This is a genomic window from Marinobacter sp. (assembly GCF_048269445.1).
Classification (GTDB): Bacteria; Pseudomonadota; Gammaproteobacteria; order Pseudomonadales; family Oleiphilaceae; genus Marinobacter.
Genome location: NZ_JBLXIQ010000001.1, coordinates 299,484 through 316,063 on the forward strand (window position 1 = coordinate 299,484; position 16,580 = coordinate 316,063).

General features: G+C 59.1%; 16 protein-coding genes. 13 read left to right on the forward strand and 3 right to left on the reverse strand.

What is annotated here, in order from left to right; all coding sequences use genetic code 11:
• The first annotated feature begins 138 nt into the window (after window positions 1-138).
• The 13 genes from ACN0XM_RS01445 to ACN0XM_RS01505 all read left to right on the forward strand — a co-directional run bounded on the left by ACN0XM_RS01445 (window position 139) and on the right by ACN0XM_RS01505 (window position 12,506).
• Complete coding sequence (locus tag ACN0XM_RS01445) at window positions 139-1,464, forward strand: DASH family cryptochrome (protein ID WP_417565132.1); 1,326 nt, start codon at window positions 139-141, stop codon at window positions 1,462-1,464.
• A gap of 25 nt (window positions 1,465-1,489) precedes the next feature.
• Complete coding sequence (locus ACN0XM_RS01450) at window positions 1,490-1,987, forward strand: DUF6231 family protein (protein ID WP_417565133.1); 498 nt, start codon at window positions 1,490-1,492, stop codon at window positions 1,985-1,987.
• Window positions 1,978-3,624 carry a phytoene desaturase family protein gene (locus ACN0XM_RS01455; RefSeq protein ID WP_417565134.1) on the forward strand — a complete coding sequence of 549 codons (1,647 nt, stop codon included), beginning with the start codon at window positions 1,978-1,980 and terminating at the stop codon, window positions 3,622-3,624. Before ACN0XM_RS01450 ends, ACN0XM_RS01455 begins: the two co-directional genes overlap by 10 nt.
• A 208-nt stretch (window positions 3,625-3,832) precedes the next feature.
• Entirely contained in the window at window positions 3,833-4,471 is a 639-nt protein-coding gene (locus tag ACN0XM_RS01460) for a PEP-CTERM sorting domain-containing protein (RefSeq protein WP_417565135.1), read from the forward strand.
• Between the two features lie 142 nt (window positions 4,472-4,613).
• A complete protein-coding gene (locus tag ACN0XM_RS01465) occupies window positions 4,614-4,826 on the forward strand; it encodes a DUF2805 domain-containing protein (protein ID WP_417565505.1) in 213 nt (70 codons plus the stop codon).
• Window positions 4,813-5,232, forward strand: a complete 420-nt coding sequence (locus ACN0XM_RS01470; protein WP_417565136.1) for a YkvA family protein — start codon at window positions 4,813-4,815, stop codon at window positions 5,230-5,232. The genes ACN0XM_RS01465 and ACN0XM_RS01470 overlap by 14 nt, the downstream gene beginning before the upstream one ends.
• A gap of 67 nt (window positions 5,233-5,299) precedes the next feature.
• Window positions 5,300-6,070, forward strand: a complete 771-nt coding sequence (gene pomA / locus ACN0XM_RS01475) for a flagellar motor protein PomA (RefSeq protein ID WP_417565137.1) — start codon at window positions 5,300-5,302, stop codon at window positions 6,068-6,070.
• Between the two features lie 2 nt (window positions 6,071-6,072).
• Window positions 6,073-6,990, forward strand: a complete 918-nt coding sequence (locus tag ACN0XM_RS01480; RefSeq protein WP_417565138.1) for a MotB family protein — start codon at window positions 6,073-6,075, stop codon at window positions 6,988-6,990.
• A 238-nt stretch (window positions 6,991-7,228) separates the two neighbouring features.
• Complete coding sequence (locus ACN0XM_RS01485) at window positions 7,229-8,437, forward strand: ammonium transporter (RefSeq protein ID WP_417565139.1); 1,209 nt, start codon at window positions 7,229-7,231, stop codon at window positions 8,435-8,437.
• Between the two features lie 94 nt (window positions 8,438-8,531).
• A complete protein-coding gene (locus tag ACN0XM_RS01490; protein ID WP_417565140.1) occupies window positions 8,532-9,965 on the forward strand; it encodes a circularly permuted type 2 ATP-grasp protein in 1,434 nt (477 codons plus the stop codon).
• Entirely contained in the window at window positions 9,959-10,897 is a 939-nt protein-coding gene (locus ACN0XM_RS01495) for an alpha-E domain-containing protein (protein WP_417565141.1), read from the forward strand. The genes ACN0XM_RS01490 and ACN0XM_RS01495 overlap by 7 nt, the downstream gene beginning before the upstream one ends.
• Window positions 10,894-11,679, forward strand: coding sequence for a transglutaminase family protein (locus tag ACN0XM_RS01500; RefSeq protein ID WP_417565142.1), 786 nt, complete (start codon window positions 10,894-10,896; stop codon window positions 11,677-11,679). Before ACN0XM_RS01495 ends, ACN0XM_RS01500 begins: the two co-directional genes overlap by 4 nt.
• A gap of 95 nt (window positions 11,680-11,774) precedes the next feature.
• Window positions 11,775-12,506, forward strand: coding sequence for a peptidase (locus ACN0XM_RS01505; RefSeq protein ID WP_417565143.1), 732 nt, complete (start codon window positions 11,775-11,777; stop codon window positions 12,504-12,506).
• Between the two features lie 18 nt (window positions 12,507-12,524).
• Here ACN0XM_RS01505 and ACN0XM_RS01510 read toward each other — a convergent pair whose 3' ends face one another.
• From ACN0XM_RS01510 to ACN0XM_RS01520, 3 genes are read right to left on the reverse strand one after another with little or no spacing between them, the layout of a single operon-like run.
• A complete protein-coding gene (locus tag ACN0XM_RS01510; RefSeq protein ID WP_417565144.1) occupies window positions 12,525-13,598 on the reverse strand; it encodes a lipocalin-like domain-containing protein in 1,074 nt (357 codons plus the stop codon).
• Window positions 13,595-15,883, reverse strand: coding sequence for an FtsX-like permease family protein (locus tag ACN0XM_RS01515; protein ID WP_417565145.1), 2,289 nt, complete (start codon window positions 15,881-15,883; stop codon window positions 13,595-13,597). The genes ACN0XM_RS01510 and ACN0XM_RS01515 overlap by 4 nt, the downstream gene beginning before the upstream one ends.
• Before the next feature lie 7 nt (window positions 15,884-15,890).
• Window positions 15,891-16,574 (reverse strand): ABC transporter ATP-binding protein, encoded by a 684-nt coding sequence (locus tag ACN0XM_RS01520; protein ID WP_417565146.1) that lies wholly within the window; start codon window positions 16,572-16,574, stop codon window positions 15,891-15,893.
• Window positions 16,575-16,580 lie beyond the last annotated feature (6 nt).

Here is a 16,580-nt window from a genome sequence, read left to right on the forward strand (position 1 = left end):
CACTCTTCGCCCGCAGCACACCACGAAAGCCCTACGTAGTTCCGGTGCAGACCACTGTTCGTCGGCACGTCCTAAAAAACTTTCCTGAGCCTGATACGTATCCTAAAGTCAGAACCAAAAGGTTGAGGAGCTTTCATATTGCATACGCTTTACTGGTTTACCCGGGATCTTCGCCTGCATGACAACGCAGCCCTGCTGGCCGCGTCAAAATCCGACAATTTATTGTGCTTGTATGTGGTGGATCCGCGCTGGTTTGCCCCGGGAATGCTGCAGAGCAAGGCCATGGGGGATCATCGCTGGCGTTTTCTCTGGCAGAGCCTTATGGCGCTGGAACGAAGCCTGCGCCCCCTGGGGCAGCGACTGCACATTGCCTTTGGCGAGCCGGAAACGGTAATTCCCGAACTGGTGCATGCGCACCACATTGCCCGGGTTGTTCGTTCCCGTCTTCCTGGCACCCAGGAAGCCAGCCAGTGGCGGGCGATCAAGGACAAATTACCGGGCATCCTGTTCCAGCAATTCGAAACCCTGAGCCTCTTTACCGAAGGCTCCCTGCCCATGGCCCTGCAGGACCTGCCGGATACCTTTTCACAATTCCGCAAACAGGTGGAGAAGACCGGTGAGCGCTGTTGCGGGCGGCTGAGAATCCGCACCCTCACAGCCCTGCCTCCGGCGCCGGGCTTCCCGGAAGATAACCGGGGCGACTGCCCGCCCATCCGCGAGCCAATACACCCTTTGCAGTTTATGGGTGGCGAAGCGGCCGGACTGACGCGACTGCGAGAGTTTCTGTTCGGCAATCACAGCATTGACCGCTACAAGGAAACCCGCAATGCCCTTGAGGGCTGGGACGCCTCCTCCAAGTTCTCACCCTGGCTCGCCAATGGCTGCCTGTCGGTGCGAGAAGCGGCCGAAACCATCAGCGAATACGAAGTCAGTGAAACCAAGAGCCAGTCCACTTATTGGCTCTGGTTCGAGTTGCTTTGGCGGGAATACTTCTACTGGTACGCCCTCAAGCAAGGTACCAGCCTGTTCCGCCGGGATGGCACGCAGCGCAAGCACCGCCACGCCACCTTCTATGGCCATCGGTTCGAGGCCTGGCGCCAGGGCAACACCGAGTACCCGATTGTGAACGCTGCCATGAATCAATTGCGGGAAACCGGCTACCTGAGCAACCGTGCCCGACAACTGGTGGCCAGCTGCTTTATCAACGAACTGGGCCTGGACTGGCGTTACGGCGCAGCATGGTTTGAGGAGCAGCTAATCGACTATGATGTGGGAAGCAACTACGGCAACTGGCAATATCTCGCTGGCGTAGGAGCCGACCCCCGAGGCCTGAGGCAATTCAACCTTGAGAAGCAGGCGCAACAGTACGATCCCACGGGTACCTTCGTGGATCGCTGGGGCGGCGATGCGGAACAGCCCGTGGGATTACACACAGTGGATGCAGCAGACTGGCCTCTGCTGTAACAGAGGCCTGGCAGGCGTGACAGATATGACGGATTCCGGAAACACCAGCACAGCGCGGGACACCCTGGCCCGCATCATCGACACCACGGCGCCGGGCACACTGCTAAGCTGCGGGGCTCTGGCCACCGAGGTTTCCAGGTTCTGGCAACAGCACCGGGAAGGCACCCACCTGCACACCCTGGACACCAGCGACCCCAACGCCAGCCTGGTAATGGACCGCGTTGTGGATCTCGCGCTGATCAGCGACACGCTGGAACACCTGCCTCACGGCGAAGGCGCACTGCTGCTGGGCCAGCTCAGGAACTACGGCACCCACCAGATCGCCGTGCTGGTGGGTGAAACGCCAGACTGGGCCTTTACTGATTTCATTGGCCTGGGCTTCCGGCGCCATGCCGAGCTGGAAAGTGATAACGGCGCACTCACGCTCTACACCTACAACCTGGATACTTACAACCACAAACGGGCCTGGAACAATCCAGAGAACTGGGCCAATCCGGAAATGTGGGGAAAAGCATGGTGGTGAACAGTCCGTCTTCCGAAAAACTCAAACCGAGCACCATCCGTATCGGCACACGGTACCGAGCCGCCCGCTTGAAAGGCCCCTACGATGCCATCGTTATCGGCTCCGGCATTGGCGGCTTGACAACGGCAGCCTGCCTGGCGAAGGCCGGCAGAAAAGTTCTGGTGCTGGAACAGCATTACACCGCCGGCGGCTATACCCACAGCTATGCCCGTAACGGTTACGAGTGGGATGTGGGTGTGCACTACATCGGCGACATGGGCTCACCCCATACCCTCGGCCGCAGGCTGTTCGATTACATTACCGACGGTAAGCTTGCATGGGCACCCATGGACGAAAATTACGACCGGTTCTTCCTGGGTGATAAGGTGATTAATCTCCGCGCCGGCAAGGAGGGCTTGCGACACTCACTGATCAGCGCTTTCCCCGAGGAACAGGACGCCATCGACCAGTACCTGAAGCTGCTGAGCAAGGTAGCCGACGGCATGCAGTGGTACACCCTTTCCAAACTGACCCCAGGTATTCTCGGCCCAGTGATTCACAAGGGGCTAGATCTGGCACTGCCGGAGTGTTTCAACAAGACCACCTGGGACGTGCTGAGCGAGCTGACCGACAACCAGGAGTTGATCGGCGCCATCACCGGCCAGTGGGGCGATTGCGGGGTGACACCGAAGCAGTCGAGTTTCATGGTCCATGCGCTGATCGCCAAACATTACCTGTATGGCGGGTTTTATCCCGTCGGCGGTGCCTCGGAAATCGCCAAAACGATTATTCCGGTGATTCAGAAGCCCGGCGGCGAGGTGTTCACCTATGCCGATGTCACTGACATCCTGATCGAAAAAGGCAGGGCCGTGGGGGTTCGCATGGCCGATGGTGAAGAAATCCGGGCGCCGATGGTGATCAGCAATGCTGGCGTCATCAATACCTTCGAGAAGTTGTTGCCACCCGAGCTCGCTGAAAAAACCGGCTATCAGGCAAAGCGCCAGCACATCACTCCGTCCATGCCTCACATTGGCCTCTACATTGGACTAAAGGGTACGCCAGATCAGCTCGGGCTGCCCCGCACCAATTTCTGGATTTACCCCGGCGCCGATCACGACGGCAACGTTCAACAGTTCCTGAACGATCCGGAACACACGAAGTTCCCGGTCGTGTACATCTCTTTCCCGGCGGCCAAGGATCCGGATTACCAGAATCGTTGGCCGGGCACCTCCACCATCGAGATCGTCGCGCCCACCACCTGGGAGATGTTCGAGCCCTGGAAGGACACCATCTGGGGCAAGCGCGGCGAAGACTATGAAGCCCTGAAGCTGAAGATTACCGACCAGTTGCTGGAGGTGATGTACGAAAAGCTGCCGCAGCTCCGGGGCAAGGTGGATTACGTGGAAACTTCCACGCCACTCTCCACAGCCTGGTTCTGCCGTTATGGCCGGGGCGAACTGTATGGCCTGGATCACAATCCGGAAAGGTTTGAACAGGACTGGCTGAAGCCCAAAACCGGTATTCCCGGGCTATACCTCACCGGCCAGGACATTCTCACTTGCGGTGTGGTGGGTGCCATGATCGGCGGCCTGGTCACCACCCTGGCGATTCAGGGCTGGCGCGGCGCCGGGCTGGCTAAGCGAATCTTCATCGGCTAAAAAATGCTGACAAAAAATGAGTGTCAGCTTTGTTTACGGTTGCGGGGTGCCGGCGGGACCATATGTCGATTATATTTACAGTTAACTCATTTGGCGATTGACAATCAGGCTTGCACCTCATTGAAAGTAAACGTTCTATTTAAAGGCTGGCACTGCATCTGCTTAGGGACCTCAGACACTGAAAAGCAGTAACACTGAGGTAACAACCATGAAGTTTAAATTTGCACCAAAGCTCATCGCTACCGCCCTGGCTTTTTTATTCACTGGCAGCGCTCACGCGCTTCTGATCACTGCCGAAGCTGGCGGTGTCACTACCACAAGTCTCTCCGGGGCCACCATCGAAACCTTTAACAGCGGCGCCTGCGGCACCTATGCGAGCTGCACGGGTGACTTCACCATCTTCAACAGTTCCAACGGCCAAAGCGCTCAGCCGGCGAACATCGACAGCGCCTACCTGTCAGTACCTAACCCGTACCAGTCCGGTTCAGCCTCTCTGACACTTGGCACCAATGCTAACTATTTTGGCCTCTACTGGGGCTCCATCGACAATTACAACACCTTGTCGTTCCTGTTTGAAGGCAACGAAGTCGCCAGCTTCAACGGCACTCAAATCGCCAGCTACATCCCCGGTGCCGCGAATGGGGACCAGGTTTCTTACTCCAGCAACCGCTACTTCAACTTCTTCTTTGGTAACCAGTTGTTCGACCAGGTAAAGCTGACCAGCAACGGGTACGCCTTCGAAACCGATAACCACGCGTTCGCGACCGTGCCTGAACCGGGCACCCTGGCCTTGCTGGCGCTTGGCATCACCGGGCTGCTAATTGCGCGTCGTCGTAAACAGGGCTGATATTCGAGAGTCTACAGTCTTTCACCGGGGCGCCTTTGGGCGCCCTTTTTTTGCTCAAACGATCCGCTCATCCGTTTGCTCGTATTGACTCTCTGCCCGCCAACTTTTGTACACAGCCTGGTGAATCAGCAGCCCTGAGCTTATAGAATCGGACGTTTCCAGAGTTATTGAGATGGCCAGGGAAGACCACACCCCCTTTGAAGCCATTGACGCCAGAGGGCGTCAGCCGGGGCTATTGTCCGACTCAATACAAACCACGGTAACGCCATATCATTGGCAATACCCTCTGGGTTGCGCGATTATGGTTGCCCAACACCACAAGCAAGCAGGAAAACTTGTTCATGGCCCTGTTTAGCGAAAAAAATACCGAAAAACAGTTAAGTGCTGAAGCCAACAAGGTCCATAAAGCAGACCTCGAACAGCTGCTGGACCGGCAGCGCGCTATCGAAGAAAAAGTGAAAGGCAGCGGCAAGCTTAAACGTTTCGGTGCCGACATCCGGCTGATGTTCTCGATGATCCGGGATTACTGGCATGGCAATTACCGCAACGTACCCTGGAAAAGCATCGCGGCAATAGCCGGTGCATTGCTGTATGTGATGAACCCGTTAGATGTCATTCCAGACCTGATCCTAGGCATCGGCTTCCTTGATGATGCCGGTGTGGTGGCCCTGTGCCTCAAACTGGTGGAATCGGACCTGCATCGTTACGCCGCCTGGAAAGAGCACCAGGAAGAGCTGGAAAGTGCACCTGAGACGAATTGATTAAATTGTGAACTGAAGGTAATCTCATCCACCCTTTCAAGACACACAACCTTATTCTGGAGTAACTGTGGATTTCGCCACCCTTATTGGTCTTGTTGGCGCCATCATGCTTATCGCGTCTGCCGTTATTCTCGGCGTCTCTCCAGACGTATTCATCAACCCCCCATCTTTGTTGATCGTGGTCGGTGGTACCCTGCTGGTTGTGCTGGCGAAGTTCAGCTTTGCCCAGTTCTTCTGGGCCTTCAAATCCGCCCTGCGAGCGTTCAAGTTCAAGCTTCCGGAAACCCAGGCCAGCATCGACGAGTTGGTGGAAGTCGCCAACGTGGCCCGCAAAGAAGGGGTTCTGGGTCTTGAAGGGCGCGAGGTAAGCAGTCCGTTCCTGAGTCAGGGCATCCAGATGCTGGTTGATGGTCAGGATGGCAACACAATAAAACAGTTGCTTAACAAGGAGCGGCTAATGACGCTGGATCACAACCGCTCCGGTGCCAAGGTTTTTACCGCCATGGCTGATGTCGCACCGGCCATGGGCATGATCGGCACCCTCATTGGTCTGGTGCAGATGCTCTCGAATATGGAAGACCCGAAATCCATCGGCCCGGCCATGGCTGTTGCGCTCCTGACCACACTGTATGGCGCCATGATTGCCACCATGATTGCCACCCCCATTGCCGACAAGCTGTCACTGCGGATGACCGAAGAGGCCCGGATGCAGTCTCTGTACATAGACGCGCTCGTCGCAATCCAGGAAGGCACCAATCCCCGGATTATTGAACAGATGCTCTCCAGCTACCTTCCGCCCAAGGAGCGGGAAAAGCTCGCTGAAGCCGAGGCAACTTAGGCATGGACGAATTACCGGAGGAAGAAAAGCCGGGAATTCCCGCCTGGGTGGTTACCTTTGCGGACCTCATGTCCCTGTTAATGTGCTTCTTCGTATTGCTGCTCTCGTTCTCGGAGATTGACGCCCAGAAGTTCAAGCAGCTTGCCGGTGAACTCTCCAAGGCGTTCGGTGTTCAGCGGGAAGTCCCCGCCCTGGAAATACCGCAGGGCACCAGCCCCATTTTTGACAAATTCTCACCTGCCCCACCGGAGCCCACGGTGATCGATCAGGTCAAGCAGACCACCACCGATGAGCAGCCCGAACTCCAGACCCCGAAAAGTCCCACCGACGTGGCCGTTGAAGCGGCGATTAACGACCAGATTCAGGAAACCATGGATCAGATGCTCCAGGTTCTTGAGCCCGCCATTGCCGACGAACGCATCAATGTCAGTCAGAACCAGCGGAGCATTGTGATCCGCGTGGAGGAGAAAGGGTCGTTTCCGTCAGGTTCCGCTCAGCTGACCTACGAGTTCGAGGGCCTGCTGCTGGAGATGGCGAAGGTTCTGGCCATGATCCCCGGTAACCTGACCATTAAAGGCCATACCGATAATGTGCCTATCCGCACAGAACGCTTCTACAGCAACTGGGATCTGTCCGCAGCCCGGGCGGCGGCTGTGGCCAATGTGTTGCTGGCCCGGGATTATGTGCAGCCCACCAGACTCGCCGTAACCGGGCTCGCAGATACCGAGCCGAGAGTATCGAATATCTCCCCCGAGAACCGCGCAAAAAACCGCCGGGTGGAGATCATCATTGATCTTTCCGAGCCCATGCAGGAACAGGAAATTCGTCTGCGAGAGCTGATTGAGTCCGAGTCAGTGGATCAGGAAGCGATCATCGGTATCGAGTCTGCCATCCCCTCCTCCGGTGAGATCAGCTGGTAAAAAAAACAGGCCAGATTGGTGCATACCCCCTGAAAACGCACAACCATAGTGCGAAAAGTACCAGCTACACCCCGCCAGTCGCTTTCGATATAGCTGCAACCCCCTCACCACTCTTGAAATGCATTATTTTGGAACAGCTCTTGCTAAAGCTGCACCTCATCAAGGCATAACTCAACGACCCTTTACACGTACAACGGCTCGACAGAGGCCGGACACACAACATCAGGAGCGAAAACCCGTGGACATCACGAGTGCAGTAAACACCCTGACCGAAAGCGCCAACACCCTGTTCATCCTGATCGGTGCCATTATGGTGCTGGCCATGCACGCCGGCTTTGCCTTCCTGGAAGTGGGCACGGTTCGCCATAAGAACCAGGTGAATGCACTGGTCAAGATCATGACTGACTTCGGTGTCTCGGCCGTGGCGTACTTCTTCATCGGCTATTACATCGCCTACGGCAGTCATTTTATGACAAGCGCCGCCGACCTCACCGCCGCCAATGGCTATGACCTGGTGAAGTTTTTCTTCCTGATGACCTTTGCTGCGGCGATTCCCGCCATCGTTTCCGGCGGCATCGCCGAGCGGGCAAAGTTCTACCCCTTACTGATTGCCTCTGGCCTGATCGTAGCCTTCGTGTACCCCTTCTTCGAAGGTCTGATCTGGAATGGCAATTACGGTTTTCAGAGCTGGCTTGAGAGCCAGTTTGGTGCATCGTTCCACGATTTCGCCGGCTCAGTTGTGGTGCATGCCGTCGGTGGCTGGATCGCGTTGGCGGCCGTTCTGGTACTCGGCGCTCGCAAAGGCCGGTACCGTAACGGAAAAGTAGTGGCGTTCGCCCCGTCCAACATCCCGTTTCTCGCGCTCGGCGCCTGGATTCTCACCGTTGGCTGGTTCGGCTTTAACGTGATGTCTGCCCAGACCCTGGATGGCATCAGCGGCCTGGTGGCCGTGAACAGCCTGATGGCCATGGTGGGCGGCATTCTGGTGTCGATGCTGCTGGGCCGAAAAGACCCGGGCTTCATTCACAACGGTCCTCTGGCCGGCCTGGTGGCTGTGTGTGCCGGTTCAGATCTGATGCACCCGGTCGGTGCACTGATTACCGGAGCCGTGGCCGGCGCGATCTTCGTGTACCTGTTTGAGTGGGCCCAGGCAAAGATAGAACGGCTCGACGATGTTCTGGGTGTCTGGCCCCTGCACGGCGTCTGCGGTGTCTGGGGCGCCATTGCCTGCGGCATCTTTGGCCAACAGGCCCTGGGCGGACTCGGTGGCGTCAGCCTGATGTCCCAGGTCATCGGCTCCGTGGCCGGCGTAATTGTCGCCTTTGTCGGCGGTTTGATCGTCTATAGTGTTATTAATGCGATCTCAGGCCTGCGACTGACCGAAGAAGAAGAGTTCAATGGCGCGGATCTGAGTATTCACCGAATCGGTGCAACGGCGGACGAATAAACCGGTCAAATAAAAGCGGTGGCCCGTCTCTTGCTAGTGATTTCGGCACTATGCGCCGCTCACAACGGCGCGATTCAGGGAGATGGACCGAATCATGCTGATCCAGACGCCGGGCGAAGGCCTGTACGATGAACTGTTCGATGAAGACAACCGGGTACGTCCCCAGTGCCGGATGCTCGAAAACTGGCTCCTCGACTCCAATGAGGAGCTGATTGCTGAGAAACGTCGTGAAGCCGATGTGCTGTTTCAGCGGCTCGGGATCACCTTCAATGTGTATGGGGAGGATCAGGGGGCGGATCGCCTGATCCCCTTCGACCTCATCCCACGAGTCATCTCCGCCAGCGACTGGCATACACTGCAGACTGGTCTGCGCCAGCGGGTCCAGGCGCTGAACCGCTTTCTCCACGACATCTACCACGACTACGACATCATCAAGGCCGGCGTGATCAGCGCCGAGCAGGTCTTCGCCAACCCCCAGTACCAGCCGGGCATGCAGAACCTGAAGCTGCCCCGCAACCTGTATTGCCATATTGCCGGCATCGACCTGATCCGCCACAACGATGGTGACTTCTACGTGCTGGAAGACAACCTCCGCTGCCCCAGCGGTGTGTCCTACATGCTGGAAAACCGACGCATGATGATGCGACTGTTCCCGGAACTGTTCACTCATTCGGCGGTGGCACCGGTGGAACACTACCCCAACCTGCTGGGGGAAACCCTGCGAGCGGCGTCACTCAAGCCCGACCCGACAGTGGTGGTGCTTACCCCGGGCCGGTTCAACAGCGCGTACTTCGAGCACGCGTTCCTGGCTCGGCAAATGGGTGTAGAGCTGGTGGAAGGCGCCGATCTGTTTGTCGCCCACAACAAGGTGTACATGAAAACCACCGTAGGTCCGCAACAAGTGGACGTGATCTACCGGCGGCTGGACGACGACTTCCTCGATCCGCTGGCCGGCAACCCGGATTCCATGCTGGGCGTGGCTGGCCTCTACGCCGCCTATCGCTCCGGCAACGTGGTGCTGACCAACGCCATGGGCACCGGGGTTGCCGATGACAAATCCATCTACCCTTACGTACCGGACATGATCCGGTTCTACCTGGACGAAGAACCGATCCTGAAAAACGTGCCGACCTGGCAGTGTCGCAAGCCCACAGACCTTCAGTATGTACTGGATCACCTGCCGGAACTGGTGGTGAAGGAAGCCCAGGGCGCCGGGGGTTACGGCATGCTGATCGGCCCGAAGGCCAGCAAGGAAGAACTGGCGACCTTCCGCAGCCTGCTCAAGGCACGGCCTCAGGACTACATCGCCCAACCGACACTGAGCCTCTCGACCTGCCCGACCTTTGTCGATGAGGGGGTTGCACCAAGGCACCTCGATCTGCGCCCCTTCGTGTTGTCCGGCAAGAAAATCCAGATGGTGCCGGGCGGTCTCACCCGGGTGGCACTGAAGGAAGGGTCACTGGTGGTAAACTCATCCCAGGGTGGTGGCACCAAAGACACCTGGGTACTGGAGGACGACCCATGCTGAGCCGCGCCGCCTCAAGCCTGTTCTGGATGGCCCGTTACCTGGAGCGGGCGGAAAGCCAGGCCAGACTTCTCGACGTCAGCCTGACCATGGCCCTGATTGATGTGCCGGAAGACCGCACCGAGCAGTTATCCGTGCCTTTGCTGGTGTCTGGAACCCGCGAGGTTTTCCTCGATTCCTACAACAGCATCACACCCCAGAACCTGATCGACTTCCTGCTGCTGGACGACCGGCACCCCGCCAGCGTGTTCAACATCATCCGCAATGCCCGCGACAACGCCCTGCACGTTCGCGGCAATCTGTCATCGGATGTCTGGGAAAGCATTAACCAGGCCTGGCTGGAGATGCAGGAACTGCAACGCAAGGGCGTGACCGTATCCAATGCCAGTTCGGTGTTTGACTGGGTTCGGGAGCGGTCCCACATGTTCCGGGGCGCAGCCTATGGCACTCTGCTTAGAGATGATGCCTTTCACTTCCTGCGGCTGGGCACCTTTATTGAACGGGCCGAAACCACCGCCCGCGTCCTCGATATCCGGCATGTCATGGCCGTGAACGCGATGGAATATCACACCACCCAGGCCTTTTTCGAGTGGACAGCCGTGCTGCATTCCCTGGCCGCCTTCGAGGCCTACCAAAACACCTACGGGCATAATCTTGATGCCATGAGCGTTGCCGAACTGCTGATCCTGGAGCCAGACGTACCCCGCTCCCTGCACGGTTGCCTCCGGGAAATTGCCAGCCTGCTTGAGCAAGTGGAGAGTGGCGATGCCCGGGGTTCGCGGCGCCTGGCCTCCAGTCTTTATGCCAATATCCGGCATGGCGACCGCGACTACATTGCCGAACGCGGCCTTCACGATTATCTGGTGGACTTTCTGGACCGTATCCAGCTTATTGCCAGCCAGATCCAGAAAGACTACATGGGGTGGCAGGGATGAGACTTCATATCCGGCATGAAACACGATACACCTACGAAGCACCGGTGAGTGACAGCATCCAGTATATCCGGCTGACACCCCGCAATACGCCTCAGCAACGCATTCACCACTGGCACCTGGAGGCGCCGGGCGAAGCCAGCCAGATGGTGGATGGCTTCGGCAACCTGGTGACGGTAATGACCCTCGACAAAGCGGTCAACGAGATTGTTCTGACCGCCGAGGGCACTGTCGACCTGACCGGAAAACCACTGACCCGGGACGACTCCCCGTTCCCGCCAGAGGTTTTCCTGCGCCAGACCCCACTCACCGAAGCGGACGACGCCCTGAAGGCCCTTGCCGCGCAATACCCTGCCAATAAACGGGGCCTGATCCGGCTTATGAAGCACCTGAGGGAGCATGTGGCCTTTATGCCCGGCGCCACCACCGTGACCCATACCGCCAGCGAAGCATTCAAACTGAAGGCGGGAGTGTGCCAGGACCACACCCACATGTTCCTGGCGTGTTGCCGGCACATCGGCGTGCCGGCCCGGTACGTGAGTGGTTACATACACTCCTCGAACGACGCCCACGTGGCCACCCACGCCTGGGCCGAAGCCTGGATTGGCCGGAACTGGCAAACCTTCGATGTGGTGAACACCCTGAACGTGGCCGAGAGCCACATCAAACTGGCGGTGGGACTGGACTACCGGGATGCGGCACCGGTGCGTGGCGTTCGGGCGGGCGGGGGAATGGAGCATATGGAAACCCGGGCCTGGGTGACCAACCCGACAGGCGGTCAGTAACAAAAAGCCCGCAATCGCCACAATAAAGCACTCACACTTAATCGGGAGATGTGATTAGACTACGCGCAACAGAGCAAGCCTTGCAGGAGGGCTTCATGACCTATTGCGTAGCGATGCGGCTGGCCGACGGCCTGGTGTTCGCATCGGACTCCCGAACCAACGCCGGCTTTGACCAGATCTCCACCTTTCGCAAGATGCACGTGTTCGAGAAGCCGGGCGAGCGCGAACTGGTCCTGCTGTCCGCCGGCAATCTGGCCACCAGCCAGAGTGTGATCAGCCTCCTGGAGCGCCGGGCCGGAACCGATGTGCACAATGTCCTGAGCACCGGCTCCATGTTCGAGACGGCGGAAATCGTTGGCCAGACCATGCGGGAAGTCATCCGCCGGGACAATCCGGACGGCAAGCTCGGCCACGTGGATTTCAGCTGTTCGCTGATTCTCGGAGGACAGATTCGCGGTGAGGACCCGCGGCTGTTCAATATTTACCCGGAAGGCAACTTCATTGAGGCCACCGAAGAAACCCCTTTCTTCCAGATCGGGGAATCGAAATACGGCAAGCCGATTCTGGACCGGGTCATCAGCTACAAGACCCCGCTGAACCGAGCCTATCAATGTGCGTTGATCTCGTTCGATTCCACAATGAAAAGCAACCTCTCGGTCGGCATGCCCGTCGATGTCGCCATCTATCAGCGGGATGCCCTCAAGCCTTGTTTTACCGAGCGGGTTGAGGAGAACAGCGACTACTTCCATGAACTCCGGCAGCAATGGCACGAAGGCATCCAGGTGCTGTTCAATCAGCTTGAACCGCCAGTGCTTGCCACCGGCTGAAGGCTGTGGCCCTCATTCTCAATAGCCGGTCAACTCCATATAACCCACACCGGAATGACTCCCGGACACCGTAACCGGGCTCTCCCAGTATGGGTAGAGCCCGGTATTGCGATAGTCCCCTACCGGTGCAGACACCTCCAGGCTAACGCCGTAATCGGGCACCTCTAATCGCCACTGGCGCGGGTAGTCGTCCTGCCCGGCAAGGGGCGTCATCCGGAGCTGATCGGGGGTGAGCGCCACCGGTGCTCCCTGCGCCGGAATCCAGGTACCGGAACGGAAGGCGCCCCCATCTTCCCTCAATTGGAACGCCATCAGCTTGTCGCCCGAATCCAGGTGCAGGGCAAACCAGTCCCAACCTTGCTGACCCGTCTTGAGAAACTGGCTACTCCACTCCCGGTCAAACCAGCCCTGACCAGAGACCGTCAGAGTCCTGCCATCGAGGGTAACCGTGCCGCCAATCTGCAGATCCACCAGACTGAAGTACATAGAGCCCTCGCCACTGGCGGATTTGGCGCTGAAACCGTGATCCCCGTGGGCGACCGGTTCACCGTTGACGCTCAGGGAAAGATCGTAGGACCAGTCATCCGCCGACACCTGCAAACGCCATGGCCCGTTTCCTGACGGGGCACTGAGTTGCCAGTCGTCCAGCCAGACGGTCAGGGGTTCGGCGTTGGCACCGGCATGGCCGACATCACCCCGGGCCAGCTTTTCGGCAAAATAGTGCTGGCCGTCAATGCTCACTGCGGCATGGGCCATCCAGGCCACTTCCAGAGGCCAGTCGCCAGGATCGGGCGGTGTCGCGTCGGCCGGTCTTGGTTTGATGGCCTGACGAAACTGGGTCCACTGCAGGCCTAGAGAATGGCCTTCGGCGGTTTCCAGGTTGGCGGTCAGGTACCACCACTCGATGCGGTGCTGGGGGTGAGGACCGAAATCCGCCGGGAAGCTCAACCGGTCGCCCGGGCCAGGCTGCAAAAATGGCACCTTACCTTCCGAACCCGCAACGCCGGCCAGGCCTGCAAAGCCGGTCTCCTCACGGGATTCAGTGCAGGCGGTCAGCGCAAGCAGCAAAATGAGCCACAGATTCCGCTTCATCGCTCACCTCCCGACAGGGCACTGGCACTCTCCGGTGCCGAAGCAGGTTGGTTCAGCTGCATACGCATCAGCAGAGCTATGCTGAGCCCCACCAGCAGGCTCAGCCCCGCAAGCTCCAGCCAGAACCGGGGATAAACGGCCATGGGCAAGGACCAGCCGAAGGCCAGCGGGTTGATGCGATGCACCAGCACCCAGGTCAGCCAGACACCCAGCGGCAGGGCCAGCAGGGCAATGGTGCTGGTCAGGGACAGCGACAGCCGGGTCAGCTGAGCCGCTGCCTGGCGACGCGGCAGACCCCAGACCACCAGCAGCCGAAAATACCAGGCCCGGGTGGAGAAGAACACCCAGCCCATCATCAACAGGGCAACGGCAGCCAGTATCAGGGTCAGAAGCGTCATAGCCCGGGTGAGCAGGAAGGTCTGATCAAAAATCGCAGACGCCAGGGCTTCGATTGCCCGATTGTCCCGAACCGTCAGTTGATCCACACCCCAGATCTGTTTCAGCTGATCAGAAACCGCCTCGATTGACAGCGTTCCCGGTGATACCGAAAGACTCTCGAAGCGGGTATCAAACCCGGGCGGAAGCGTGGAGGCATTGACCAGGATCTCTCCGGCGGGCCGACCATAGTCCGGGTAAACTGCCAAAACCGGAAATTCGACAACCCGAGGCCCGAACTCTACAGACAGGTCATCGCCAACCGTCACACCCTGCCGGCGGGCCAGCTGCTCGTTCACCATCAGGCCCTGCCCCTTCGCCAGTTTCTGCCACGGCGCAGTTCTTGATTCAAACAGTTGCCACCCGGTGACCAGCGGACCAATGGGCTCCAGGGCCAACACATCCACCACTGGGCCCGATTCTCCGGCAGCATTCATTATCGTGGCCTGGCCCCGAATCACCTGATGCCAAAGCCCGGACGACGCGAGTCCCGGTTGCTCCGAAAGCCAGTCCACAGCCAGGCTCGCATCTGCCCCTTCAGGAACTTCAATGTAATAGTCCGCCTCCAGCCGCTGGGCCAGCCACCGGTCAAAGGTACTTTCGAAGGTCGTGACCAGGGCCTGAACTGCCAGCACCATGGCCAGGGCAAACTGCAGGGCCACCAGAGGCAAAGCCAGACGACGGGCCAGCACGGATAACTCCCGGTGGCGCCAGCGCGAAAGCGGGTCTGCCTCGCGCCCGGCCCGCCAGTCCGCCAACCTGGCTATCAAAATCGGGGCCAGAATGCCGGACGCCACAAAGACCATGGCTACGGCGACAAAAAGCCAGACCAGAGTGGATGCCCAGACCGATAGGGCGACGCCCGCGAGCAACAACAGAACCAGCGGCACGCCCTGCCCGCGATCGGCCACGGACAACCGGCGAGCCCAAGGTCGGAGAAGATCCGCGAGACAGGCCACCAGAACAACCGTCAGCATGGTGGCCACCGGCACCAGCCAGCCACCGCCCTGCCCGGCGTACAAGGGCGTATCGAAAAGTCCCTCCAGGGCCCGTCCGAACCCGCTGCCGAGGCCCGTGGCCAGCCAGCGACCAAGCCAGAGACCAGGGACAATGCACACCAGCGCCAACATCATGATCTCAAGGATCAGAAGTCGGTGGATTCGGCCTTCCGGAACACCGAAACGGTGCAGCAGCGCAAAACCGTCACGACGCTGGGCCAGCCCCAGCAGGTAGACACTGCGCAATAGCAAGGCCGCTATCAGCAGGACCAGCACGCCCAACGCGTCCAGATTCAGCAGGAAGCTTTTGCCCAGCTCTCCGGTGTCGGGCCCTACGGTGAACGACTCAAGCCGGTAACCCGCGGGCAGGGCTGCACCGCTGTCTGCACCGGACACCAGCAAGGACAGCTCACTCTGCAGCTCTTTCTGATCTTTATGTTCTCCCGCCAGCTTTGCGGCCTCACTGATGTCCACAAAGGGGGCACCGTTCAGTTCCCCGCGCCAGGGTTCGTTATCCCGGGCGTAACCGTCAAAGCACGCGGCCGCCAGCGGATCGACACCGACAATACGTCCGGCTCCTGGCGATGCCACTTCCAGCCACGGCATCACGCACAGACCGGCCCGCCTGAGTGCCACGAAATCCTGCACCGAAACCGGCTCACCATCGGTCCGCGTCACCTGTTGGCGTTCGGCCACCGCTGACTCACTCTGAGCGAGACTGGCCCGGGCCTGGCTGGTGAGGTGATGGACCCCGCTCCAGAGCATGGTGGCCAGCACAATCATGGAGGCCAGTGCCAGCAGCTGCAGCGGGTGACGGCGGTAATGGCTGAACAGGGCGGCCAACAGGGTCATGGGAGTCTCAGGTTTCGGGCTGGTGCCCGAGATCCAGGTGGTGACTGCACCGGGTGGCCAGTTCGGGGTCGTGGGTGGCGAGAATCAGGCCACAGCCATGGCGGGTCTGAAGGTCAAAGAGTTGTCCGGTAACGGCCTCGGCAGTGTGGCGATCCAGGCTGCCGGTCGGTTCGTCGGCCAGAATCAAGGCCGGTTTCATGGCAAACACCATGGCCAGGGCGGCTCTCTGACGCTGGCCGCCGGACACCTGATCCGGGTAGCGGTCGACAAGTTCGCCGATACCCAGGCGTTCGAGCCAGTGCTGGCAGTCGTCGTCACTTTGCCCCGCGAGCCGGGCCCGCAAACGGACATTGTCCAGCAGCGACAGGGCCGGCATCAGGTTCGCTTCCTGGAATACCACGCCAATCTGTTGCCGTCGGAGCTTTGCCCACCGGGCCTCCAGCTGGCTGCTCCCTTCAGGTTTTCGGCTGTCGAAAGCCTCATCCAGCACCTGAATCCTGCCTGCGTCGGGCTGCTCCAAGCCACACAGGATATTGAGCAAGGTACTTTTGCCCGAACCCGAGCGGCCAGTCAGCGCTAGTGACTCGCCCCTCCCCAGTTGCAGGGAGAGATCGCTCAGCACCGACACCGACTGTGTGCCGCTGCGAAACTGTTTGTTCAGGCCTCGGGCCACGAGCAAAGGTTCCACCATGATTTT